This is a genomic window from Streptomyces sp. NBC_01092 (genome assembly GCF_045039535.1).
Taxonomy (GTDB): Bacteria; Actinomycetota; Actinomycetes; order Streptomycetales; family Streptomycetaceae; genus Streptomyces.
Genome location: NZ_CP108659.1, coordinates 8447777 through 8469419 on the forward strand (window position 1 = coordinate 8447777; position 21643 = coordinate 8469419).

Genomic DNA, 21643 nt, shown 5'->3' on the forward strand with positions numbered 1-21643 from the left:
GGACACCTCGCGCCGGTGGTGAAGGGGCTGCCCGAACAAACGCGCGCGCGTTAGGTTGAGCGCGTGCGATTGAGAGTGGAGTTCACGACCGAGCCCTTCGACCTCGACGAGGCACCCGCGCACGCGCTGGTCGCCCGCCAGGTCATCGAGGCTGCCGAGCTCGACGAAGTGGACGTGGGCCCGTTCGGGAACACGGCGGAGGGCGGCACCGACGCCGTGCTCACCGCCGTGGACGCCCTGCTGCGCAAGACCCTGGAGGCCGGCGCCACCCGGATCTCGCTCCAGGTCAACGTGGTCGGGGAGGGTCAGGAGTGACCGGCACCGGGGACGAGCCCTTCATCGCGGCCGTGAAGCCGCTGGTCGACGCCATGGGCGGCGAGATACTCCCGCCGGACGAGGCCGGGCCCGAGGATGTCGTGCTCTCCTGGGAGGGCGCCGACGTCGTCGCCGTGCGCCTGCCCCAGCTGGCCGACTCCCTCGACCACATCCTGGCCGCCATGGAGCGCCGGCAAGGCAAGCCGCTGGCCGACCTGGACCGCAAGGCCAAGCAGGAGGTCGTACGGATACTGGAAGCGCGTGGTGCCTTCTCCGTACGGCACGGCGTGGAGACCGTGGCGAGCGCGCTCGGCGTGAGCCGCTTCACGGTCTACAACTATCTCAACCGTGACAAGAACGCCTGAGGCGGCTTACCCGGTTTCGTTGCTGCGAATTTTCAACAAAGTGTTGACGTCTCGTCGTCGTAGGGCGTTAGCTATCGGCACGCCCGTTCAGCACGAAGGCCCTTCGCGGCCACGGAGGCTCCCGTGACGTCGAATTCCCTGCCCCCGGGCCTGGCCCGGTTCAACGCCCTGGAGGAGCACGCGGCCCACGCCGCTCTCCACGAGGCGTGCGCCTCCACGGCATGGGTGCGGCGGCTGCTCGCCGCCCGCCCCTACGCCACCGTCGGCGACCTCTACACCGCCAGTGACGCCGCCATGGCCGAGCTGAGCACCGAGGACCTCGCGCAGGCCATGGCCGGGCACCCGCCGATCGGCCGCCCCAAGCCGGGCGACCCGACCTCGGCCCGGGAGCAGCGCGGCATGGCCGGCGCCTCCGAGGAGCTCAAGGCGGAGCTGCTCGAACTCAACCTGGCCTACCAGGACCGGTTCGGCCATGTCTTCCTGATCTGCGCCACCGGCCGGACCGGCGAGGAGATGCGCGACGCGGTCAAGGAGCGGATCGGCAACTCGCCGGAGCAGGAGCGGGAGATCGTCCGCACCGAGCTGGGCAAGATCAACCGTATTCGGCTCGCCCGCATCGTCGAAGAGGACTGACAGCAGCATGAGCACCAGCACCACCGCCTCCGTGTCCACCCACATCCTGGACACCAGCGTCGGCCGTCCCGCCGAAGGCGTCGCCATCCACCTTTCCGCCCGCTCCGGGCACGAGGCGGACTGGCAGGCGCTCGGCGGCTCCGCGACCGATGCGGACGGGCGGTGCAAGGACCTCCCGGCGCTGCCGGAAGGCACCACACACGTACGGCTCGACTTCGCCGTGGAGCCGTATTTCGAGAAGAAGCAAGCCGATGCGCAGCAGGACGCCCCCGCGAATCGGGACAGCGGTGCCGTGTTCTTCCCCGAGGTGGCGATCACCTTCGCCGTGAACCCCGGGGAGCATTACCACGTACCGCTGCTGCTCAACCCGTTCGGCTACTCCGTTTACCGAGGGAGCTAGCAGACATGCCCACGATCCTGGGACAGAACCAGTACGGCAAGGCCGAGAACCGAGTCGTAAAGATCACGCGGGACGGCGCCACCCACTACATCAAGGACCTGAACGTATCCGTGGCGCTGAGCGGCGACATGGCCGAGGTCCACTACTCCGGCTCGAACGCCCACTGCCTGCCGACCGACACCACCAAGAACACGGTGTACGCGTTCGCCAAGGAGCACGGCATCGAGTCGGCCGAGCAGTTCGGCATCCACCTCGCGCGCCACTTCGTCACGAGTCAGGAGCCGATCAAGACGGCCCGGATCCGTATCGAGGAGTACGCCTGGGAGCGGATCGACGCCTCCGACGCCAACTCCCAGTTCATCGGCGCCGACGAGGTCAAGCACTCCTTCGTCCGCAAGGGCCAGGAGACCCGGGTCACCCAGATCACCTACGACGGTTCGTCCTGGGAGGTCATCTCGGGTCTGAAGGACCTCGTCGTGATGAACTCGACGAACTCCGAGTTCTGGGGCTACGTCAAGGACAAGTACACGACGCTCCAGGAGGCGTACGACCGCATCCTGGCCACCCAGGTCTCCGGCCGCTGGCGGTTCAACTGGACCGACGACGAGCAGCGGATGCCCAACTGGGAGAAGTCGTACGAGCAGACCAAGAAGCACATGCTCCACGCCTTCGCCGAGACCTACTCCCTGTCGCTCCAGCAGACCCTGTACCAGATGGGTTCGCGGATCATCAACAACCGCAGCGAGATCGACGAGGTCCGCTTCTCCCTCCCGAACAAGCACCACTTCCTCGTGGACCTGGAGCCGTTCGGGCTGAAGAACGACAACGAGGTGTACTTCGCCGCCGACCGCCCCTACGGCCTGATCGAGGCCACCATCCTGCGGGACGGCTGTGAGCCGAAGATCCCGGTGGACCTGACCAACCTCTGAGCCGGTAACTGCATTTCGGCACCCGCGGCCGGCGGGCCGGGCTTGGAAAGCCCCCGGCCGCGGTACTCAAATCTCCAGGGTCCTGCCGTGCCCACTCCACCCAAGCGCAAAGGACGAATCATGGCAGCAGCCCAGCGCATCGTCATCGAGAACTGTTCGATCGCGACCGTGGACGCGCACGACACCGAGCACGCCACCGGCCACCTCGTCATCGCGGACAACCGCATCGAGTCGCTGGGCGCGGGCAGGGCCCCCGAGGGCCTGGAGAACGTCGTACGCCGTATCGACGCCACCGGGCACCTGGTGACCCCCGGCCTGGTCAACACCCACCATCACTTCTACCAGTGGATCACCCGGGGCCTGGCCACCGACCACAACCTCTTCGACTGGCTCGTCGCCCTGTACCCGACCTGGGCGCGCATCGACGAGCAGATGGTGCGCTCCGCCGCGCAGGGCTCGCTGGCGATGATGGCCCGCGGTGGCGTCACCACGGCCATGGACCACCACTACGTCTTCCCGAAGGGCTCCGGCGACCTGTCCGGCGCGATCATCGGCGCCGCCCGCGACATGGGTGTCCGCTTCACCCTCGCCCGCGGCTCCATGGACCGCAGCGAGAAGGACGGCGGACTGCCGCCCGACTTCGCCGTCGAGACCCTCGAAGGCGCCCTCGCCGCGACCGAGGAGACCGTCAAGCAGCACCACGACGCCTCCTTCGACGCGATGACCCAGGTCGCCGTCGCCCCCTGCTCCCCGTTCTCCATCTCCACCGAACTCCTCAGGCAGGGCGGCGAGCTCGCCCGCCGCCTCGGCGTGCGCATGCACACCCACGGCTCGGAGACCGTGGAGGAGGAGAAGTTCTGCCACGAGCTGTTCGGCATGGGCCCGACCGACTACTTCGAGTCCACCGGCTGGCTCGGTGAGGACGTGTGGATGGCGCACTGCGTCCACATGAACGACTCCGACATCGCCGCCTTCGCCCGCACGAAGACCGGCGTCGCCCACTGCCCCTCGTCCAACGCCCGCCTCGCCGCCGGCATCGCTCGCGTCCCCGACATGCTCGCGGCCGGAGTCCCGGTCGGCCTCGGCGTCGACGGCACCGCCTCCAACGAGTCTGGCGAACTGCACACCGAACTGCGCAACGCCCTGCTCATCAACCGCCTCGGCGCCCACCGCGAGGCCGCCCTGAACGCCCGGCAGGCCCTGCGCCTCGGGACGTACGGCGGCGCCCAGGTCCTGGGCCGCGCGGCCGAGATCGGCTCCCTGGAGCCGGGCAAGCTCGCCGACCTCGTGCTGTGGAAGCTGGACACGCTCGCCCACGCCTCCATCGCCGACCCGGTGACCGCGCTGGTCTTCGGCGCGGCGGCCCCGGTCACGGCGTCGTTCGTGAACGGCCGGCAGATCGTCGAGGACGGAACTCTGCTGACCGCCGACGAGGACGCGATCGCCCGCAGCACGCGGGACCAGGCCCGGCGGCTCGCGCAGATCGCCGCGCAGGGCTGACCGGTTGAAGATCTCCGGTCGAGGGGGACGGCCCTCGACCGGTAGCCGTGGACCCGAGCGGGGTCCATGGCGGCCGTCTCCGGGGCGCCCGCCCATGCGTGCGCCCCGGAACGGTCACCGTGCCCCTTATTTGGGGCTCCGTCCCCTCGGTCCCGCACGACCGCGCACCACCTCCTTGAAACCCACGTCAGAGCCGACGTGCTGTTAACCGACCGGAGGAGCCGCCCGTGTCCACCCACCCCGTCGACGAGAAACTCCCCGCCCTCAAAATGGCGACCACCGGCCTTCAGCACGTGGCCGCCATGTACGCGGGCGTCGTCGCCCCGCCCCTGATCGTCGGCGCGGCCATCGGCCTCTCCGCCACCGAACTCACTTTCCTCACCGGCGCCTGCCTGTTCACCGCGGGCATCGCGACCTTCCTCCAGACGCTCGGTATCTGGAAGATCGGCGCCCGGCTGCCCTTCGTCAACGGCGTCACCTTCGCCGGCGTCGCCCCCATGACGGCGATCGTCGCCTCCACCGAGGACAAGTCCGACGCCCTGCCGATCATCTTCGGCGCGGTCATCGTCGCCGGTCTCCTCGGCTTCCTGGCCGCACCCTTCTTCAGCAAGGCGGTCCGCTTCTTCCCACCGGTCGTGACGGGTACGGTCATCACCCTGATCGGCATATCCCTTCTCCCGGTCGCCTTCAACTGGGCCCAGGGCCCCAACCCCGCAGCGGACGACTACGGTTCGGCGACGAACCTGGGGCTGGCGGCGGTCACCCTGCTGATCGTCCTGCTCCTGCGCCGCTTCACCCGGGGCTTCGTCAAGCAGATCGCGGTGCTGCTCGGCCTGGTGATCGGCACGCTGATCGCGATCCCGTTCGGCGTCACGGACTTCGGCCCGGTGGCGGACGCGAGCGTGATCGGCTTCCCGACCCCGTTCCACTTCGGCGCCCCGCAGTTCCAGCTCGCCGCGATCATCTCGCTGTGCGTGGTGATGGTGGTGTCGATGACCGAATCGACGGCCGACATGCTGGCGCTGGGCGAGATCGTCGAGCGCCCGGCCGACGAGAAGACCATCGCGGCCGGCCTGCGCGCCGACACCCTCGGCTCGGCGCTCAGCCCGCTGTTCAACGGCTTCATGTGCAGCGCCTTCGCCCAGAACATCGGCCTGGTCGCGATGACGAAGATCCGCAGCCGGTACGTCGTCGCCACCGGTGGTGGCTTCCTGGTGCTGATGGGCCTGTGCCCGATGGCCGCGTCGCTCATCGCCGTCGTACCGCGCCCGGTGCTGGGCGGCGCGGGCGTGGTCCTCTTCGGGTCGGTGGCCGCGAGCGGCATCCAGACCCTCGTCCGGGCCGGCCTGGAGAAGGACAACAACATCCTGATCGTCGCCGTCTCGCTGGCCGTCGGCATCATCCCGATCACGGCGCCGGAGTTCTACCACGCGTTCCCGGAGACGGTCCGGATCGTCCTGGACTCGGGCATCTCGACGGGCTGTGTGGCGGCGGTGGCCCTGAACCTCGTCTTCAACCACCTGGGCAGGGGCCGTGACGCCCAGGACGTCACTCATCCCATGGAGGCAGGAGAGGAGATCACCGGGGCGACCCGGGCCCCTGCCACACCATGAGGTTGGCGAAGAGCTCGGCCTGCTCGACGGCGTCGTCCAGCGCATGGTGCGTGTGACGACGCCGCGACAGCAGTTCACGCGGCATCGTGCCCTTCGCCACCGCCCGCAACGGCAGCCCCGCCTTCGTCGCGTACAGCGTCTTCATGTCGAGGCAGCCCGAGTGCCCGAACGGGCTCGTGCCGGTGAAGCGGATCAGGTACCAGTACAGGAACGTCCAGTCGTACGACGCCGGGTAGCCGCACATCACCGGCTGCGCCCCGGCGCTCACCTCACGCACCCATGCGCTGAACTCGGCGAGCGCGGTGGCCGGTTCACTGCCCTCGCTCGCGAGCCGCTCCCGGTCAAGGCCGCTCACGGCCAGCGCCTCCGGCACGAATTCCTCACTGATCGGCCGCAGCTCCCGGTAGAAGGTCCGCTCCTCCGGGTCGGCCGGCGTGAAACGGTCGGCGTCCTGCACCCCGGCGACCGCCGCGCCGAAGCTCAGCATGGAGTACGGGCCGGGGATCGGGCCGTCGGCCTCGATGTCGACGGACAAATACTCACCTACGGTTGGGAGGTAAGAGGGCACACCGGGACAGGGAGGGGCACATGGCGACAGCAGTCGCAACACGGACAGCGCGGGAGTACGCGCGGTCCAGCAAGGGCAAGGGCGGCCGGTCACGGTCCACCGACGACCAGCACAAGGACAACCTCAAGGCTGAGCGGAACCACGGCCCGTGGACCTGGGGCCAGCCGTACGCCGACACCGGTAGCGCCTCCAAGTTCGCCACGAAGGCACGCGGCGACTTCGCCCAGCTCCTGGCCGACCTGCGCTCCGGCGCCTTCGGCCAGCCAGGGGACGTGCTGGTCCTGTGGGAGATATCCCGGCTCACCCGCGAGACCGGTCAGGGCTCCGAGATCATCCGGCTGTGCGAGGCGCACGGCTACCTGATCCACGTGACCGTCGCCGAGCACACCTACAACCCGGCGAACGTCGATGACTGGGCAGCGCTGATGGGTGGCGTGGTCAAGGCGGAGGAAGAGGCCCGGCGCCTGTCGGCTCGTACGCTGCGTGGTGTGAACTCCGCAGTCGACGACGGCCGCCCGCACGGCAAGATCCCGTTTGGGTACTGCCGCACGTACGAGCTGATCGACGGCCGCCCGCGTCCCGTGTCGCAGGAGCCGGACCCGGTCCAGGGGCCGCTGGTGGTCGAGCTGTTCGAGCGGGTGGCCGGGTGGAACGGGCGCAAGCGCGACTCCATCCGCGCCGTGGCCCTCAACTGGGAAGAACGAGGCATCGTCAGCCGCCAGTCCGACAAGCCGATCTCGGCTGCCAACATGCGGCCCCTGCTGATCAACAAGGCGTACATCGGCATCCGCGTGCACAAGGGCAGCGAGCGGCCGGGCAACTGGCCCGCGCTGGTGGACCGGGAGCTGTTCAACGCCGTGCAGCGGCTGCTGGCAGATCCCTCCCGGAAGTCGGTCACCTCAAGCGCCGTCAAGCACGTCCTCACCGGCACGCTGCGGTGTGACGTCTGCGGGAACGGCATGACCATCACGCCGGGCGACCGTCCGAAGAAGCAAGGCGCCGGGCACCATGGCCACGCGGCGTACGTCTGCCGCAAGTACGGGTGTCTGAGGATCGACAAGACGGCCGCCGATGACTACCTGATCAACGAGCTGCTGACCTACTTGTTCCTGGCGCCCCGGGAGGAAGTGCCTGCCCAGCTCGCCGAGGACGACAGCCACTCCGAGCTGTCGTCCGTGCGTGCCGAACTGATCCGGCTCCGTGGCGAGTTGGACGAGCTGGAGGCCGCCCCGGCGCCCAGGAACGCCCGTGCCCGCATCCAGCGCACCAACGACATGGATGAGCTGGAGACGGAGATCGCCACCCTGGAGCGCCGGGAGGCCGACCTCACCGCGCCCGACCCGCTGGACGGCCTGTTCGAAACCGGCCCCGGTGCGGCCGACCGGTGGGTGGCGTCGGATATCACGGTGCAGCGGGCCGTCGCCGCCCTCGTCTTCGCTCCGCACGGGCCGCTCGGTCAGCCCCGGGTCCGGCGCGTGGCCGACAGTGCGTCCCCGGCCGCCCGGGACCGCATCCGCCGGTACAAGGCGGAGGGGGCAGCGGTATGAGCGACATCCGCGAGCCCCTGTACGGCGCTCAGGCGGCCGAAGTCGGCCGGGCCCTACGCCGGTTGATGGCCAGCGGCACAAGGCCGGAGACGGCCCCTCAGCGTCCCGTGCTGACGCCGTTCCGGGTCGCCCTGCTGCGCCGCCGCACCTGACCCCACGCCGCACACGACGGAGCCGCCCCGCATCGGCATCGGGGCGGCTCCGCGCTGTGTCGCGGCTACTGCGCCGCCGGGCGATGCGCTGCCCAGATACGCAGCATGATCCTCAACAGGTCCGGGTCGATCAGCTCCACGTCGTCCACGTGCTCACGGTGGGCGTATATGTCCCAGCCGGGGCCCGAGTTGCCCAGCTCGTGAGCCACCAAGACGGCGTCCGCCGGGTCCTCGATCACCTCGTCGCACGCCCGGCACACGTGCAGGGCCAGGGTCACCGGTGTACCCCGTCCAGGTTCACCACGTGATCGCACAGCGCGTTCACCGAGCGGGACAGCCGCTGTGCGTGGGCGATCCCGGCGGGCAGTGTCCGCCCCGGCTCCAGCCCGAGCCGCATCCGCGCCTCACCCACGCACGCCAGCGCACACGCCCGGGGTACGTCGTCCTCGGGCAGGGGCCGGGCCGCATCCTCCACGGCCGGAATGAGCAGCATCATGTGTCCCCGCAACAGGAGCGTCAGCGTCTCCAGCTCCTCCGTCGTGGGTAGTTCGGCGTCCGGAGCCAGCAGCCGCCGGGCCGTCTCCCTCATGGTCTCCAGGTCCAGCGGCAGTGCCTCTGCCACGGGCGGAGGTGGGGCGGTAACTTCCGTCATGTCGTCGCTCCCTTGAAGCGTCGGCCACGCCCCGGGGCCGTTCGCTGCGGTCGCCGGGGTCTGTGCTGTTCACCAAACCGCTGTGGTGGATCTTTCGGAGGCGCCGGGTAGGGGGCCTACAGGGGGCCTAACCTTGAGGCCCGAGGGGGCCACAAATGCAGACCACGGAACGCAAGAGGCAGTTCGGGCAGTACCTCGCGCGCCTGCGCCGGGACGTGCGCCTGTCCCAGCGGCAGTTGGCCGACCGGCTGTGCGCCCTGTCCGGCCTCACCACCCTGACCCGCAACGAGGTTGGCCGCTGGGAGCAGGGCCGCCGCCTCCCGGACGCGTGGCTGCCCGCGCTGGCGGTCGCCCTCGACGTTCCGCTCGGCACCCTGGAGCGGGCAGCCGCGTACGCCCGGGGAGAGCCCGAGGGCCGCCTTCCCGGAGCGTTCGCCACGCTGGCGGAGCTGTTGCCCCCGGGTGACCCTCTGGAGGCGGGAGACGGACGCTCAGGCCGTCGTATCGGCGCCTCCACTGTGGCCGCGCTGGCGGGGCGGGTGCACGGCCTGCGCCTGGCGGATGACGTGCTGGCCGGGGGTGACCTCATCGTCCCGGCGTTCCGGGAGCTGTCCGGCGCCGTCGGCCTCTACCGGGACCGCACCTACGACGAGCCCACCGGCCGGGCGCTGCTCGTCCAGATCGGCGAGCTGTCCCAGATCGCCGGGTGGATCGCCTCCGACGCCGGAGAGCACGACCAAGCCGCCCACGCGTACGCCCTCGGTATCTCTGCCGCCCGTCAGGCCGGTGACGGCGCCCTGGTGGCCAACCTCGCCGGGTCGCTGGCGTATCAACACGCGAACACCGGGAGGGAGTTGGACGCGGTCGACCTAGCCCAGGCCGCCCTGGACGAAGCCGGGCCGTCCGCCCCGCCGCAGACCCGCGCCCTCTTTTTCGACCGGGTCGCCTGGGCTCACGCCAAGGCAGGCCGCACCCACGCCCAACAGGCCATGCGCGCCCTCGGAGAGGCGCACGAAGCCCTCACCGAGGAGGCCCCCGACGAGGCCCCGCAGTGGGCCTACTGGGTCAGCCGACCTGAGCTGGAAGTGATGGACGCCCGGGTCTACACCGAGCTGCGCCGACCGTTGCGGGCCGTGCCGCTGCTGCGGTCCGTGCTGGAGCGCTACGACGCCACCCACGCCCGCGAGATGGCCCTGTATCTGTCCTGGCTCGCCGTCGCCTACGCCGACGCCAACGAGCCCGAGGCCGCCGCCGACACAGCGGCCCGCATGTTCGAGCTGTCCGCCGACGTCGCCTCGGACCGGACGTCCGAGCGCGGCCGGGTGGTTATCGCCCGGCTGACTCAGTTCGACGACGTGCCCGAGGTCCGCGCGGTGCTCGCTGAGCACCCTCTTGCCGGCTGATTAATCGAATCGACTAATTCCCCAGCTCAAGTTGGGTGCGACAAGCCCCGGTAACCCCTGGAAAGCGGTGAGAAGCCGGGATACGCTGGGAGCCGCAAAGACCACAGACCACGGACCAGCAACACGCGGTCCGTGGTCTTTTTGCGTGTGCTGGGCCGGGTCATGTCCCGACCTGGAGGCGCCCCGTGGGCGATCCCGCAACCCTGGACGAGGTCCGCCGCTGGCCCGCCCTCGTCTCACTCGCTCAGGCGGCCCGTGCCCTGGGCTTCAGCACAGCCACCGCCTACCGCCTGCACCGCCGTGACGGGTTCCCGGTGCCTGTTGTCAAGGTCGGCAGCCGCCGCCGCGTACGCACGGCCGACCTGGTGCGGCTCCTGGAAGCGGGCGGGGGCACGGCATGACCGTCGTTCTCTGCCTCGCCGCTGCCGCCGGGGCCTGGTTCTACCTCCGGTATCGCTGGCGGCTGTGGAAGGCCACCCGCGACGCCCGCCGGGCCATCATCGCCGGACAGGCGGCCAAGGAGCGTGAGGCCGCCCGCCGGACCCTCACACAGCGGCTGCACGCCGTCCTGTCGGAAAAGGCTCTGGCCCGGCTGTTCCGCTGGACGCCGGACAGCCGGATCCGCCCCACGGTCCGCATCGCCCGCCGGGGATTCTTCGGCCGGTACGAGCGGATCCGGCCGGATCAGCACATCATGGTCGTCGGCTTCACGGGATCGGGGAAGTCGTCGGCGCTGCGGGTGCTGGCGGCGTGGGCTCTGTCCAACTCCTCCTGGTCGCTTGAGGCTTGGGACGGCAAGTGGGGCGCGTCGGTGCGCGCCTACCGGGGCAAGGCTCCGGTCCTGGACACCATGGAGGCGATCGAGGCCCGGCTGAGGGACCTGGTGACGCGGGAGCTGCCCGCCCGAGCGCTCATGGCCGAGCCGCCGCACCTGGCGATCATCATGGACGAGTCCCGGCTCCTCAACGAGCTGTCGGCCGCCGGTATGCGCGATCTCGTCACGGTCATCCAGACCGGCCGGGAGCTGGGTGTGCACCTGTGGTTCGGGCTCCAGGACCCCAAGACGGACAGCGTGCCGTCCGAGATCCGCGACCAGTTCAGCGCCAAGCTCGTGCACCAGCTCCAGACCCGCGAGGCCGCACAGGTCGCGCTCAAGGAGCTGGTGGCCGCCGGGTGGGCTCCGCACCGCCTGATGCGCTCGGGCCAGATGCTCATCTGGACGCCCGTGCGGGCCATGTCCGCGCCCCGCGTCGTCTACGGCCTGTGGCTGTCGGCCGGGCGGCTGGCCGCCCTGGAGCGCCGGGGCCCGTACACCGCCCCCGAGTTCGCGGTGCCCGTCAGCCTGCACAAGCGCGTTGCCCGCGTTGCGCACGCCTTTGACCTGGGCGGACGCACGCAACACGCAACACGCAACGCCCGCACGGACGAGTTCGCGGAGGCCATCGAGCGCGCACTGCTCGGGGGCCCGGTGGGCGTGCGGGAGATCGCCCGCTCCACCGGCCGCAACCCCGGCTCCGTGCAGCGCAAGATCCAGCAACTCACCGCCCGGGGCCAGGTTGAAGCGACCCCGGACGGCTACACCCTCCCCCAGGTCAACGAGCAGGAAGAGGACTACTCATGATGTTCCGCACCGAGACCCGGACGCGCCAGGTCCCGGTCACACACGACGGCATCACGCAGATGGTGCCGGAGCCGTACAAGGTAGAGGTCCCGGTGCCGCCCCGGGACGTCCCGGCCCTGGTCAAGCGGGTCATGTTCCGCATGGCCGTGGGCATCACCGTGCTGGCGGTGGCGCTGTCCGTGGCGGCCATCGGCGGGCTGCTCGCCCGGCTGGTCACGCCGTTCGTCGCGTACCCGGCCGCCATGGTGCTGGACGCGCTGTGGATCTACGCCGTGATGGGTGAGTGGGAGTCCCGCTACGACCCGAGGACGGCCCGGTGGGCGCAGTTCGCCGGGGCCGCGTTCGTGGCCCTGTCCATGGCTGCCATCGTCGTCTACGGGGCCCTGCTCGGGGAGCTGGCGGCGGGCATCATCGCCGCCCTGATCCCGCTCGGGTCCAAGGCCGCATGGGTGCTGCGGTTCAAGCTGACCGTCCGTCGGCTGGACACGAAGAACCAGGCGTGGCTGGACCAGACGCGCAACGACATCTACGCCCGCAAGGCGCTCGCCGAGGAGATGCGCACGCTCGACGAGGCCCGGCGGGTCACGGCCGAACTGGACGCCGAGCGCGCGCCGGAGGCAGCTGAGCTGGAGCAGGGGGCTCAGCCTGAGCCGCTGAGCCTGGCTGAGCCGGTGGCTCAGGTCGTCGCATCTGTGCAGGTCGCACCAGCTGAGCCGGAGCTGAGCCCGGCTCAGCCACGTGAGCCCTTCGGGTTCAGCGCCGCCACCGTGCAGCGCGTCGAGCGGACGGCTCAGGTGGCCGAACTACTCAAGGCTGAGCCCCGGCTCACGGGGGCCCAGGTGGCTGAGCGGCTGGACGTCTCGCTCGCCAGCGCCAAGCGCTACCTCGCCGACGCCCGCAAGGAGGTGTCGAAGTGATCCAGTTCGCCGCACTCGTCGCTCTGGCCGTGGTGCTCGCCATCGGAAAGCAGCATCGCATCCCCGCCCTCATCGCGGGGGCCGCCGTGGTCGTCCTGATGGGCGGGCCGTCCGAGTTCGTCCAGGCGGCGCTGGCCGCCGTACCGGGGGTCTGACCGTGGCCGTCACGTTCCGCAAGCGCATCCGGGTCCTGCCCGGGGTCTACCTGAACCTTGGCCGCCGCTCCGTGTCGGTCACGGTCAAGGCCGGACCCCTGGCCCGTACCTGGTCCACCAACGGGCGGACCACGACGTCCGCCGACCTGCCGGGCCCCCTCGGGTACCGGCGCACAACTCGCCGCCGGAGGCAGCCGTGAAGTCGTCGCCGTTGACCTGGATCGCCATTGCGATCATCGCCTATGTCCTGCTGATCTCCTCGGACGTGGGGTCGGGCCTCCCCGGAGCGCACACAGTGCGCTGCGACGGCGGCCCGGTCCTTGCGGGTACCAAGAGCGCGGAGGAGCATGAGGCGTTCTGCGCCCAGGGCAAGTAGCCCGCAGACAGAGCCACGCCGGTACGCCCGGCGTGGCTCGTGTCGTCAGCCGGTCGTGAAGGACTCGCCGTCGTTCCGGGTGATGCGGAACGTGGCGGGCCTCGCGTCGGTCGGTGGCATGCCCACCCCATCCTTGACGTCGAACGGGCCTTCCTGCCCGTCGGGGAGCCGCAGACGGAACTGCCGCGTCCTGTCGATCTCCCTCCACACCTCGACGGAGTGGAGGGTCATCGTGCCGGACCAGTAGGGATTTCGGATGCCGTCGGGCACCTGCCGGAGGCTGACGGAGACGGGCGCTTCGCCCGCGTCGGTAACGGCCGTCGCCGGGCCGCTGATTGTGCTCATGTCTGCCGAGCGTAGCCGTCCAGGCGGAGAGTGATTTAAATATGTCGGCCGGCAAGTAGACCGCCCAGCTCAGCCGGTGGGCCAGTACTGGCCGTCGGCGTCCACCCGCACGGCGCAGCCCTCGCGCAGCACCAGCAGCGCATCCGGCAGCCAGCTCCGCATGACCGCCGACCGGCACAGGCTCATCAGCTCGTCCGCCGGGCGGCCGGGGTGCTGCTGGACCAGGGCGAACGCCGCCGTGCGCTGCGGGTTCGGGATCGGGACGTGGCTCACGACAGCCCCGCCTTCACCAGGTTGTCCGCGATCTGCTCCCGTACGTCCTCGGGCAGGTCCCGCACGAACTCCCCCAGCGTCACCACGTCCCGGGGCCAGAACCACCCCCGGATCAGGTCCACGGCGACCAGGGCGTGCCGGGCGCGGCGCTCCGCGTCAGCGAGCTGGGCCTTGGTCGCGTCCATGATCGACGGCGACCGCACGGCGAGGGTCACGCCGGTCTGCTGCTCCACCACCCGCACCACGGCCCCGGCTGCTTCCGCTGAAGCCTGGTTGATGTCGGCGAGGGCGGCGCGTCCGGCGGAGACGATCGCCGCCCGGTGAGCTTCGATGTCATCGGTCATGGTCAACTCCTCCGAGCCGGGCGGGGGTTACTGACCCCCAGCCGGGTCAGCACGCGGATCTGCTCGGCCGCCGACAGGGCGGCGAAGTGCTCCAGGCAGGGCCGGAGGTTGCGGCCCGAGCCCGCGCAGGCGCATACCGGCCGCCCGCTCATGACGCCTCCAGGGCTATGCCCTGCTCGGCGGCGACGGCTCGCAGTGCCGCGAGGGCCGTCAGAGCGGCGAGAGAGCCGCTGTCGACCGTCTCCGCGCCCGAGGCCACCAGGCCCGTCCGGGACAGCCTCACGCCGTCCGTGAAGCCCTCCAGGGAGGTGTGCTGCACCCCGCCCTCGACCGCGTGCAGCACCCGGCCGCTCCCGGCGTACAGGCCCGCGTGCGTGGCCGGGCGGTTGAGCACGACGTCGCCCGGCTCCAGGCCGTCCAGTTCCACCCGCTGCCCGGCGTCGATCAGGGGCAGGTTCATGCGCGGCACGAGCACCCCGCCCGCCTGTGCGTACGCCCACCGGATGAGTCCGGCGCAGTCGAACGACATCGGGCCGTCGGCGTCGTCGGCGTAGGGGGCACCGACCTTCATCTCAGCGAACCTGAGCGCGTCGGCGCGCATCCGGCCGTCCGCCGCCGTCTGATCGCTCGCCGCGCGGGCGGCGGCCCGGCGCCTCTCCGTGGCGGCTATCTGGTCGTTCCAGCGGGCGACGTCCCGGGCACAGGGCTCCGAGCCGAACAGCACCCGGAAGGTGGCGTCGCCGTCGGGGGCGGCGAACACCTCGTCCGCCGGGACGTCCGACGCACACCACCGGCAACCGGCGCCGTCCGGCAGGAGGACCCCGTCCAGTACGTCGGGGGAGAACATCGCACGCAGGGCGGGCATCTGCCCCAGCGCCTTGTCCCGCCGGGTGCGCAGCTCCTCCCGCGTGGGCGGGGCGGACGGCGGGGGCTTCTCGCCGGTGCTGGCCAACCGGCCGTCCACCGTGAGCTGAGGCGGAGGAGGCCGGAGCTGTTCGGCGAGGTAGCGCGCGGCCGTGGCCGGAGTGAGGCCCGAGGCGGCCCGGCTGCGGCGGCGCCGGGCGAAGGCGTCCACCGACGTCCCGGTGAGCAGGATGACCCCCTCGCCGGGCACCCGCTCCAGGTCGCCCCGGTTGAGGGCGTCGTACGCCGCCTGCGTCGTCGTGTTCAGGCGATCTGCCGCCTGGGCTACGGTCAGGAATTCCATTTGCGCGCCTCCCGGCTTTTAAAAGGGAGCATAATGGTGGAGCGAGCCTGCCCCTAACCCGGAGGGATCACCGACAGGGGGCAGGCTCGCCCTGTTTAGCTAAAGATATTTACAGGCCCGAAACTGCTGTCGATATAAGTAAATCGATGAGGTGGAACTTGGTTCCCGGCGGGCACTGAATGGGGTTTACGGGACCCAATGCACAGGGCATTCTGTAGGTAGACCAAGGAACCCGGCCGCATCAGCGGTCCGGGTTCTACTGCTTTCAGGGAGGAACAGATGCCCCGGGTGAAGATGTCGGCGGCCGAGTGGTCGGCCAAGGGCCGCCAGGCGGTGGCCCTGCGCTACGGGCGCCCCGAGGAGGCGCACCGCGCGGGCGTTGACCTGCTGCGGGCAAGGGCGGAGACGCTGACCACTGAGGCCGAGCGCCTGCGCGCTGAGGCGGACGAGCTGGAGAAGACAGGCCCGGCCCTCTAGCCGGACCGAGCAGCACCCCGCCGGACGGGCAAGGCGTCCACCGACCGGCAGCACCTGACCAAAGACCACGGAAAGGAGGCGCGAGGCAACCAGTGCGGAAAGGCTCGCAATGAGCACAAAAGAAACCCCCCGGGGGCTCAAGCCGGGGGGCCCTGAAGGAGACGCGGCGACCAACCGCTCCACTGTTGAGCTTACCCGAATGGGGGCCGGATCGAACCCGTCCGATAAAGCGAATTCGACGCCGTACGACGGGCTGACCGCCGCTCTGGAGGTGCACGGCTTCTACGAGTCCGAGCGCGAGCGGGGGCGCTGGGACTGCCCGCGCCACAACGGCCAGCGGCCCGCCCTGTCGGTGAAGGACGCCGGGGACGGTACAGCGCTGCTGTACTGCTTCGCCTGCATGGACGGCAAGCCCAAGGACGAGCAGGACAAGGCGCGGGCTGAGATCGTGAAGGCTGTCGGCCTGTCCCTGGCCGACCTGTCCTGGCCCGCCGAGGACGACGGCGAGCCGCAGCCAGGCCAGGTGCCCGACTGGGCGACGCGGGAGATCCCGGGCATCAACGCGCCCGGAGAGCACGCATTCGTCTACACGGACGAGGCCGGGGAGACGCTGTACGCGGCCGTCCGCACTCAACTGGCCGACGGAACAAAGAAGTTCACGCAGAAGGGCCCTGGCGGCGTGCCGTCCATCGAGGGCATCCGGCGGGTGCTGTGGAAGCTCCCGGACGTGATCGAAGCCGTCAAGGCGGGCCGGACGGTCCACCTGGCCGAGGGAGAGAAGGCGGCCGGTGCACTGATCGCCTCGGGTGAGACGGCAACGTGCAACAGCGGCGGGTCCGGGGGCTGGAGGGACGAGCTGGCCGACAGCCTGAAGGGCGCGGCGGAGGTGATCGTCTGGCAGGACCGGGACGACAAAGGGGCGCAGTGGACCGCCGCCGTGACCAAGTCCCTTGAGGCGCGCGGTATCCCGCGCACGGTCGTCCAGAGCCGCACGACCAACCCGAGGGATGACGCCTGGGATCACCTCGCCGCCGGGTACGCCGTGGCGCAGGCCAAAGCGGTCAAGGCGGCTGAGCCGACCGAGCTGGAGGTGTTCGCTCCGGACGTCAGCCCGGTGGTGCGCGAGATGGCCGAACGGATGCTGGCGCAGAAGGCTGCTCAGCGGCTCGTGAGCCAGTGGGAAGCGAGCCAGCGGGCCAGTACCACCATGACCGTCTCGCAGGCCCTGGACGCCGTGCTGAGCGGGCAGGCGGCGGTGCTCCCGACGGTGGCCCGGCTGGAGGGCGGAGAGACGAGCGGCGGCCTGTTCTACCCCGGGCTGGTGAACGGGGTCTACGGAGACGCCTCTGTCGGTAAGTCGGTCATTCAGGCCGAGGTGGAGGCGCGCACACTCGCCGACGGCGGGATCGTCGTGCACTGGGAGTTCGACAACAACCCGGTGATGGTGATCGTGTCCCGGCTGCTGCACGCGGGGGCGAAGCCGGAGGACATCCGGGGCCGGTTCCACGTGCTGTACTCCACGCTTGACCGCGACGCCCTGACGGACGACGTACAGCGCGCGGTCAAGCTGGTGACCCTGGACGCCCTGAACCCGGCGGTCACGTCGCTCGGAGGTGACCCCTACCACCCCGGCGGCATCGACAACGCGGTGCGGGAGTTCTTCGCGCCGTTCACGCTGCACGGGGCGTGCGGGGTGTTCGTGGACCACGTGGGCCACGAGTCCAAGGACAGGCAGGCGGGCTCCATCCGCAAGGCGCAGGCGGTACAAGGCGCCCTGTATGAGTGCCAGTTCGAGGCCCCGCTCAAGCCCGGACTCACGGGGCGTACGCGACTCATCCTCCGCAAGGACAACCAGGGCGCCCTCGGGGACCGGGTCGGCAAGGCCGTCGCCACGGCCGTCATGACATCGGAGGCGGAGAAGGACGCCCCGGCCGGGCCAGTGCGGACGGTATTCGTCCCGCAGGACCCGTTCGTCCCGGAGGAGGGGGACGAGAAGAAGTGGACGGACGAGGAACGGATCGAGTGGGCCATCCGGAAGATGGACGAGGCCGGGGTGCCCACGGGGCGCGGCATCAACGCGACGCACGAGTGGATGGACGGCGAGGGCGTCAAGATCCCCCTCCGCCAGGCCCTCAAGAACCGTGCGATCAAGGCACGCAACCACAGGGCTGAAAAGGCGTCCGGTACCGATACCGGAGAGGGGCCTACCGGCCCCTCTCCGCTCCGGGTATCGGGGGCGATACCGAGTGATACCCGGTGATACCCCGATCTTGGGTATCACCATAAGTCCAGGTCAGAGCCTCGCGCGGGTGGTACCGGTACCCGCCCGCCCCGGTACCGGGTACCGATACCCGCCCGGTACCGGCCCCCCCCGGACCAAGATCCGGGTATCACCTCGAACGAAGATCGATAAGGAGAACGATCATGACCTCGACCCCCGAACTGCCCGCCTACCGTTCGCCGCTCGGGCACCAGCTCTGGGTGTGGTGCGAGCACGAGAACCGCTGGCACTACCACGGCGCCGTGGAGGGCGACCGGGCCGCCCACTGCGCCTGCCCGTGCTCGCCGCTGAAGCGGACCGGCTACGTGCTCCGTGAGGTCGGGCCCCTCACCCCGGAGGTCCGCCGCCGACATCGAGAGAGCCGGGGGCGGCACGCCTGCCCAGCACCCTGTCCCGTCGCCGCATAGGCCCCGCCCCGGCGGACTGATCACTGAGAGGTAATCGGATGACCGCTCCACCCCAGCGCCGCCCCAACAAGGCGCAGCGCGCTGCACGAGACGAGAAGATCTTCAAGCTCAAGATCCGGGGCGTGCCCGAGCGCCGGATCGCCGCCGAGGTCGGCCTCAGCCAGACGCGCGTGAACCAGATCATCGAGCAGCGGGCCGCCGCTCAACTGGGTCCCCTCTCGGAGGCGTTCGCCGCCATGCGGGACGCCGAGCTGGAAGACCTCTGGGCTCAGTCGATGCGCATCCTCGCCGAGTCGACCGACGCCGACACCCGGCTCAAGGCGATCAACACCCTCCGGGGCCTCAACGAGTCTCGCCGCCGCCTGCACGGCGCCGACGCTCAGCAGCCGCTGGAGGTCCGGCTGGAGCACCGCCTCAACGAGGAGTCGACGCTGACCGTGGAGGCGATCATGACCGGGCTCAAGGCCGTGTCGCTGCCCCAGGACCGGCTGACCTACGCCCTGGAGGCCGCAGCCGCCCGTCTCCACGCCATCGACGGCAGGGAGTTCACCCCGCCGGAGCCGCTGCCGCCGCTGGCGGTCGCACTCACGCCGTACACCGAGGACGGACAGCTCTACATCGACGGGCCGGACGGCCTGCGGTACAGGGTGGTCGCCGTGGAGCCCCAGGGCGCACCGGCCGTCACCCGGCTCGCCCTGCCGCCAGGGCGCGCGGACAGGGGCCCCGAGCCGGACAGCGCTGACGCCGTGCTGGCTGAATTGGTGAAGATCCAGAACGAGTTCGGAGATCTGCTCGACGAGGAGGACGACGATGAACCGGAAGACGATCAAGCGACGGTTGCGTGAGCTGGCGGCCGACCCCGGCCAGCCCGGCGCGGCGGCCGAGGTGCAGAGGCTCAAGGGTGCCCTCCGGCGCCTGTCCCGCTCTGAGGCTCCGCCCCGCCTGGCGGCCGGGGCACCCGCCCCGGCCGACCCGGAGGCGGACGCCGTGGCCACCTGGCCTCCGGAGCTGCGCGCCCGGCTTCAGCATGCGTCGTTCGGCCGGGTCATCGACGGCCGCACCCTGGACGATCCCGGCGGCTGGGGAGCCCTGAACGACCTGCGCCGCTCGCGCTGACCTGGGTGTCTGTGATTCGTGGGCCCCGGCGTGCCGTGGCCATTGATTCGCTGGTGCGCCCCGCTCGCCGGATCAGGCCGAAACTACGCGCTGTAGTCGACCTCGCCCCAGGTCAGACGCCTACGAATCAAAGGCCCCTGGTTAGTACTTGTCGACGGAGATGTAGAGGCTGGGTCTGGTGCGTCGTGCGGCCATGAACCGGGAGCATCCCAGCCGCCCCGGGCCTCCCGCATCCCATTTCCCCCGTGGGCGCCGACCACGGCCTCGTCAGTGGCGGGCGGCGGCCTGGCACGGCTGGGCGTCGGGGAGGCGGCCGCTGAAGTACGAGCGGGGCGGGACGCCCATCAGGGTGCGGAAGTCGGACGTCATGTGGGACTGGTCGTAGTAGCCGGAGGCGACGGCGAGCTGCGCCCAGGGGACGTCGTCGGCCCGGGCCAGCACCGCGTGGACCCGGTCGATCCGGGCATAGTGCTTCGGGGAGAGTCCGACGCCCTCGGCGAAGAGGTTGCGCAACTGGCGCTCGCTGACGGCGAGTTCGCGTGCCACGTCCCGCACCTGCCCGGGAACGTGGCCGGTGCGCATCGACAACGCGTCCGCGCCGGCCTGCAACAGGGCCGTGCGTGAGCGGTCCGCGGCGGCGGACAGACGGTCCGGGAGCGTCCGCGCCAGATGCGGCACCACCTGCTCCGGCGTCATGTGCCGCAGTTCGCGGGCCAGTTGGCGTGCCCTCGCGCCGGGCAGTTCCTCCAAAAGCGCCGCGTCACCCACGAGATCGACCGCAGGCACGCCGAGCAGGGGACGGACGGTGCCCGGCGCCAGCCGCATCTCAAGACAGGATGTGAACCGTTTGCCCAGGTGGTACGAGGCGCGGGTGCGCGGGCCGACGACCAGCGTGCTGCGGTGGCCGTCCTCGTCGACCCGGAAGACCAACTTCGTGGCGGTGTCCGGGAGTTGGACGTACGGCTCCGACGGCTCGGCGCCCACCGACACCGACCCGATGCCCGCGACCCATGGGTGCAGCGCCCGGGGTGTGGGCAGGATCCGTCGGGACATCGTGTGCGTCACGCCTCCACCGTATGCCCGGCACCCGGCCGTCCGGGCCCGTGAACCGTGCCGGAATTTCCAAGAGTCCGGCGCCGCCCGCCGCCCATCGTGGTGGTCATGATCCTAGTGACGGGTGCCACCGGCACCATTGGCAGTGACGTGGTACGACAGCTTGCGGCGCGCGGCGAGAAGGTGCGTGCGCTGACCCGGGACCCGGCGGCGGCCCGGGTGCCCTCGGGCGTCGAGGCCGTACCCGGGCACCCCCGTGACCGGGATTCGGTCCGGGCGGCGATGGCCGGCGTCGAAGCCGCCTTCCTGGTCGGGGTGTTCGGCCCGGACGACGCCGAGCACGACCGGGGCCTGGTCGAGGCGGCGCGGGCGGCCGGGGTACCGCGGATCCTGAAGCTCTCCTCGATCGGCACCGGTGACCCCCGGCTGGCCGGGTTCGGCACCTGGCACCTGCCCGGCGAGGAGGCCGTCCGGGCGAGCGGCCTGGAGTGGACCCTGCTGCGTCCTTCCTCCTTCGCCTCCAACACCACCGCCTGGGCCGAGGCCGTCCGCGCGGGCACCGCGGCGCCCAACCTGATGGGCGACGGCGCACAGGGCGTGGTCGACCCGCGGGACGTGTCCGAGGTCGCCGTGAGCGCACTGCTCGACCCACGTCATGCGGGGCGCACCTACACCCTGACCGGACCCGAGACCATCAGCGCCGGTGACCAGGCCGCGGTACTCGGCGAGATCCTCGGCCGGCCGGTGGAACTCCTCCAACTGACCGCGGACCAGCGCCGCGAACAACTCCTGGGTGCCGGCCTCGGGGCCGCCTACGCGGACAGTCTTGTGGCGAGTGCTCGCTTCATCGAGGAAGGCGGCAACGCCGTCGTCACCGAGGACGTACCGCAGGTACTGGGACGACCGGCACGGAGCTTCCGGGAGTGGGCGCTGGACCACAGGGCGGCATTTACGGAGGGGTGACCGGCGTCGGCGAGGAGGCGCCGCATCGGCA

31 protein-coding genes are annotated in these 21643 nt (G+C 70.7%); 22 read left to right on the plus strand and 9 right to left on the minus strand.

Features of this window, described 5'->3' with window-relative positions:
- Positions 1 to 63: 63 nt before the first annotated feature.
- The 7 genes from OG254_RS38085 (at position 64) to OG254_RS38115 (ending at position 5755) form a co-directional block, all read left to right on the plus strand.
- Positions 64 to 315 (plus strand): hypothetical protein, encoded by a 252-nt coding sequence (locus OG254_RS38085; protein WP_405591223.1) that lies wholly within the window; start codon positions 64 to 66, stop codon positions 313 to 315.
- Complete coding sequence (locus tag OG254_RS38090; RefSeq protein ID WP_405591226.1) at positions 312 to 680, plus strand: helix-turn-helix domain-containing protein; 369 nt, start codon at positions 312 to 314, stop codon at positions 678 to 680. Before OG254_RS38085 ends, OG254_RS38090 begins: the two co-directional genes overlap by 4 nt.
- 123 nt (positions 681 to 803) lie before the next feature.
- Complete coding sequence (gene uraD / locus OG254_RS38095) at positions 804 to 1313, plus strand: 2-oxo-4-hydroxy-4-carboxy-5-ureidoimidazoline decarboxylase (RefSeq protein WP_405591229.1); 510 nt, start codon at positions 804 to 806, stop codon at positions 1311 to 1313.
- Between the two features lie 7 nt (positions 1314 to 1320).
- The gene (gene uraH / locus OG254_RS38100) at positions 1321 to 1713 is read left to right on the plus strand and encodes a hydroxyisourate hydrolase (protein WP_351199600.1); all 393 of its coding nucleotides are present in this window, start codon (positions 1321 to 1323) and stop codon (positions 1711 to 1713) included.
- A 5-nt stretch (positions 1714 to 1718) separates the two neighbouring features.
- A complete protein-coding gene (gene pucL, locus OG254_RS38105) occupies positions 1719 to 2642 on the plus strand; it encodes a factor-independent urate hydroxylase (protein WP_405591232.1) in 924 nt (307 codons plus the stop codon).
- A gap of 120 nt (positions 2643 to 2762) precedes the next feature.
- A complete protein-coding gene (locus OG254_RS38110; RefSeq protein WP_405591235.1) occupies positions 2763 to 4142 on the plus strand; it encodes an 8-oxoguanine deaminase in 1380 nt (459 codons plus the stop codon).
- 227 nt (positions 4143 to 4369) lie between these two features.
- Positions 4370 to 5755, plus strand: a complete 1386-nt coding sequence (locus OG254_RS38115) for a nucleobase:cation symporter-2 family protein (RefSeq protein ID WP_405591238.1) — start codon at positions 4370 to 4372, stop codon at positions 5753 to 5755.
- Here the strand turns inward: OG254_RS38115 and OG254_RS38120 are convergent.
- Entirely contained in the window at positions 5721 to 6242 is a 522-nt protein-coding gene (locus OG254_RS38120; RefSeq protein WP_405595432.1) for a 3'-5' exoribonuclease domain-containing protein, read from the minus strand. The two genes, OG254_RS38115 and OG254_RS38120, sit on opposite strands and share 35 nt — an antisense overlap.
- Before the next feature lie 101 nt (positions 6243 to 6343).
- On the opposite strand from OG254_RS38120, the gene OG254_RS38125 reads away from it, so the two are divergent.
- Complete coding sequence (locus tag OG254_RS38125; protein WP_405591241.1) at positions 6344 to 7870, plus strand: recombinase family protein; 1527 nt, start codon at positions 6344 to 6346, stop codon at positions 7868 to 7870.
- A complete protein-coding gene (locus tag OG254_RS38130) occupies positions 7867 to 8022 on the plus strand; it encodes a hypothetical protein (RefSeq protein WP_405591244.1) in 156 nt (51 codons plus the stop codon). The genes OG254_RS38125 and OG254_RS38130 overlap by 4 nt, the downstream gene beginning before the upstream one ends.
- Positions 8023 to 8087: 65 nt before the next feature.
- Here the strand turns inward: OG254_RS38130 and OG254_RS38135 are convergent, their stop codons facing one another.
- Both OG254_RS38135 and OG254_RS38140 read right to left on the minus strand, forming a co-directional pair.
- Entirely contained in the window at positions 8088 to 8300 is a 213-nt protein-coding gene (locus OG254_RS38135) for a hypothetical protein (protein WP_405591247.1), read from the minus strand.
- Positions 8297 to 8674 carry a DUF6415 family natural product biosynthesis protein gene (locus OG254_RS38140; RefSeq protein WP_405591250.1) on the minus strand — a complete coding sequence of 126 codons (378 nt, stop codon included), beginning with the start codon at positions 8672 to 8674 and terminating at the stop codon, positions 8297 to 8299. The genes OG254_RS38135 and OG254_RS38140 overlap by 4 nt, the downstream gene beginning before the upstream one ends.
- A gap of 155 nt (positions 8675 to 8829) precedes the next feature.
- On the opposite strand from OG254_RS38140, the gene OG254_RS38145 reads away from it, so the two are divergent.
- The 7 genes from OG254_RS38145 to OG254_RS38175 all read left to right on the plus strand — a co-directional run bounded on the left by OG254_RS38145 (position 8830) and on the right by OG254_RS38175 (position 13146).
- Positions 8830 to 10077 carry a helix-turn-helix domain-containing protein gene (locus tag OG254_RS38145; protein WP_405591253.1) on the plus strand — a complete coding sequence of 416 codons (1248 nt, stop codon included), beginning with the start codon at positions 8830 to 8832 and terminating at the stop codon, positions 10075 to 10077.
- A 185-nt stretch (positions 10078 to 10262) separates the two neighbouring features.
- Positions 10263 to 10478, plus strand: coding sequence for a helix-turn-helix transcriptional regulator (locus OG254_RS38150; protein ID WP_405591256.1), 216 nt, complete (start codon positions 10263 to 10265; stop codon positions 10476 to 10478).
- Positions 10475 to 11698, plus strand: coding sequence for a hypothetical protein (locus tag OG254_RS38155; RefSeq protein ID WP_405591259.1), 1224 nt, complete (start codon positions 10475 to 10477; stop codon positions 11696 to 11698). The genes OG254_RS38150 and OG254_RS38155 overlap by 4 nt, the downstream gene beginning before the upstream one ends.
- Positions 11695 to 12615, plus strand: a complete 921-nt coding sequence (locus OG254_RS38160; RefSeq protein ID WP_405591261.1) for a hypothetical protein — start codon at positions 11695 to 11697, stop codon at positions 12613 to 12615. The genes OG254_RS38155 and OG254_RS38160 overlap by 4 nt, the downstream gene beginning before the upstream one ends.
- Entirely contained in the window at positions 12612 to 12770 is a 159-nt protein-coding gene (locus tag OG254_RS38165; RefSeq protein WP_405591264.1) for a hypothetical protein, read from the plus strand. The genes OG254_RS38160 and OG254_RS38165 overlap by 4 nt, the downstream gene beginning before the upstream one ends.
- 2 nt (positions 12771 to 12772) lie before the next feature.
- Positions 12773 to 12970 carry a DUF4236 domain-containing protein gene (locus OG254_RS38170; protein ID WP_405591266.1) on the plus strand — a complete coding sequence of 66 codons (198 nt, stop codon included), beginning with the start codon at positions 12773 to 12775 and terminating at the stop codon, positions 12968 to 12970.
- Positions 12967 to 13146, plus strand: coding sequence for a hypothetical protein (locus OG254_RS38175; RefSeq protein ID WP_405591268.1), 180 nt, complete (start codon positions 12967 to 12969; stop codon positions 13144 to 13146). Before OG254_RS38170 ends, OG254_RS38175 begins: the two co-directional genes overlap by 4 nt.
- A 45-nt stretch (positions 13147 to 13191) precedes the next feature.
- On the opposite strand, the gene OG254_RS38180 is transcribed toward OG254_RS38175, so the two are convergent.
- The 5 genes from OG254_RS38180 to OG254_RS38200 form a co-directional block, all read right to left on the minus strand.
- Entirely contained in the window at positions 13192 to 13491 is a 300-nt protein-coding gene (locus OG254_RS38180) for a hypothetical protein (RefSeq protein ID WP_405591271.1), read from the minus strand.
- A 69-nt stretch (positions 13492 to 13560) separates the two neighbouring features.
- Entirely contained in the window at positions 13561 to 13764 is a 204-nt protein-coding gene (locus tag OG254_RS38185) for a hypothetical protein (protein ID WP_405591274.1), read from the minus strand.
- Positions 13761 to 14108 (minus strand): hypothetical protein, encoded by a 348-nt coding sequence (locus OG254_RS38190; protein WP_405591276.1) that lies wholly within the window; start codon positions 14106 to 14108, stop codon positions 13761 to 13763. Before OG254_RS38190 ends, OG254_RS38185 begins: the two co-directional genes overlap by 4 nt.
- 2 nt (positions 14109 to 14110) lie before the next feature.
- Positions 14111 to 14260 carry a hypothetical protein gene (locus tag OG254_RS38195; RefSeq protein ID WP_405591278.1) on the minus strand — a complete coding sequence of 50 codons (150 nt, stop codon included), beginning with the start codon at positions 14258 to 14260 and terminating at the stop codon, positions 14111 to 14113.
- On the minus strand, positions 14257 to 15315 hold the full coding sequence (locus tag OG254_RS38200) for a C40 family peptidase (protein ID WP_405591281.1): 1059 nt from the start codon (positions 15313 to 15315) through the stop codon (positions 14257 to 14259). Before OG254_RS38200 ends, OG254_RS38195 begins: the two co-directional genes overlap by 4 nt.
- A gap of 279 nt (positions 15316 to 15594) precedes the next feature.
- Between OG254_RS38200 and OG254_RS38205 the strand changes: the two genes are divergently transcribed.
- From OG254_RS38205 to OG254_RS38225, 5 genes are all read left to right on the plus strand, one after another.
- Positions 15595 to 15792: a hypothetical protein gene (locus tag OG254_RS38205; protein WP_405591284.1), complete on the plus strand. Its 198-nt coding sequence runs from the start codon at positions 15595 to 15597 to the stop codon at positions 15790 to 15792.
- Between the two features lie 199 nt (positions 15793 to 15991).
- Positions 15992 to 18052: a hypothetical protein gene (locus tag OG254_RS38210; protein ID WP_405591287.1), complete on the plus strand. Its 2061-nt coding sequence runs from the start codon at positions 15992 to 15994 to the stop codon at positions 18050 to 18052.
- Between the two features lie 164 nt (positions 18053 to 18216).
- Positions 18217 to 18480 carry a hypothetical protein gene (locus tag OG254_RS38215; RefSeq protein ID WP_405591289.1) on the plus strand — a complete coding sequence of 88 codons (264 nt, stop codon included), beginning with the start codon at positions 18217 to 18219 and terminating at the stop codon, positions 18478 to 18480.
- A gap of 38 nt (positions 18481 to 18518) precedes the next feature.
- A complete protein-coding gene (locus OG254_RS38220) occupies positions 18519 to 19325 on the plus strand; it encodes a hypothetical protein (protein ID WP_405591292.1) in 807 nt (268 codons plus the stop codon).
- Positions 19291 to 19596 (plus strand): hypothetical protein, encoded by a 306-nt coding sequence (locus OG254_RS38225; protein ID WP_405591294.1) that lies wholly within the window; start codon positions 19291 to 19293, stop codon positions 19594 to 19596. Before OG254_RS38220 ends, OG254_RS38225 begins: the two co-directional genes overlap by 35 nt.
- 267 nt (positions 19597 to 19863) lie before the next feature.
- Here OG254_RS38225 and OG254_RS38230 read toward each other — a convergent pair whose 3' ends face one another.
- On the minus strand, positions 19864 to 20661 hold the full coding sequence (locus OG254_RS38230; RefSeq protein ID WP_405591297.1) for a helix-turn-helix domain-containing protein: 798 nt from the start codon (positions 20659 to 20661) through the stop codon (positions 19864 to 19866).
- Positions 20662 to 20757: 96 nt separating this feature from the next.
- Here OG254_RS38230 and OG254_RS38235 point away from each other — a divergent pair, with 96 nt between their 5' ends.
- The gene (locus OG254_RS38235) at positions 20758 to 21612 is read left to right on the plus strand and encodes an NAD(P)H-binding protein (protein WP_405591299.1); all 855 of its coding nucleotides are present in this window, start codon (positions 20758 to 20760) and stop codon (positions 21610 to 21612) included.
- The last annotated feature ends 31 nt before the right edge of the window (positions 21613 to 21643 follow it).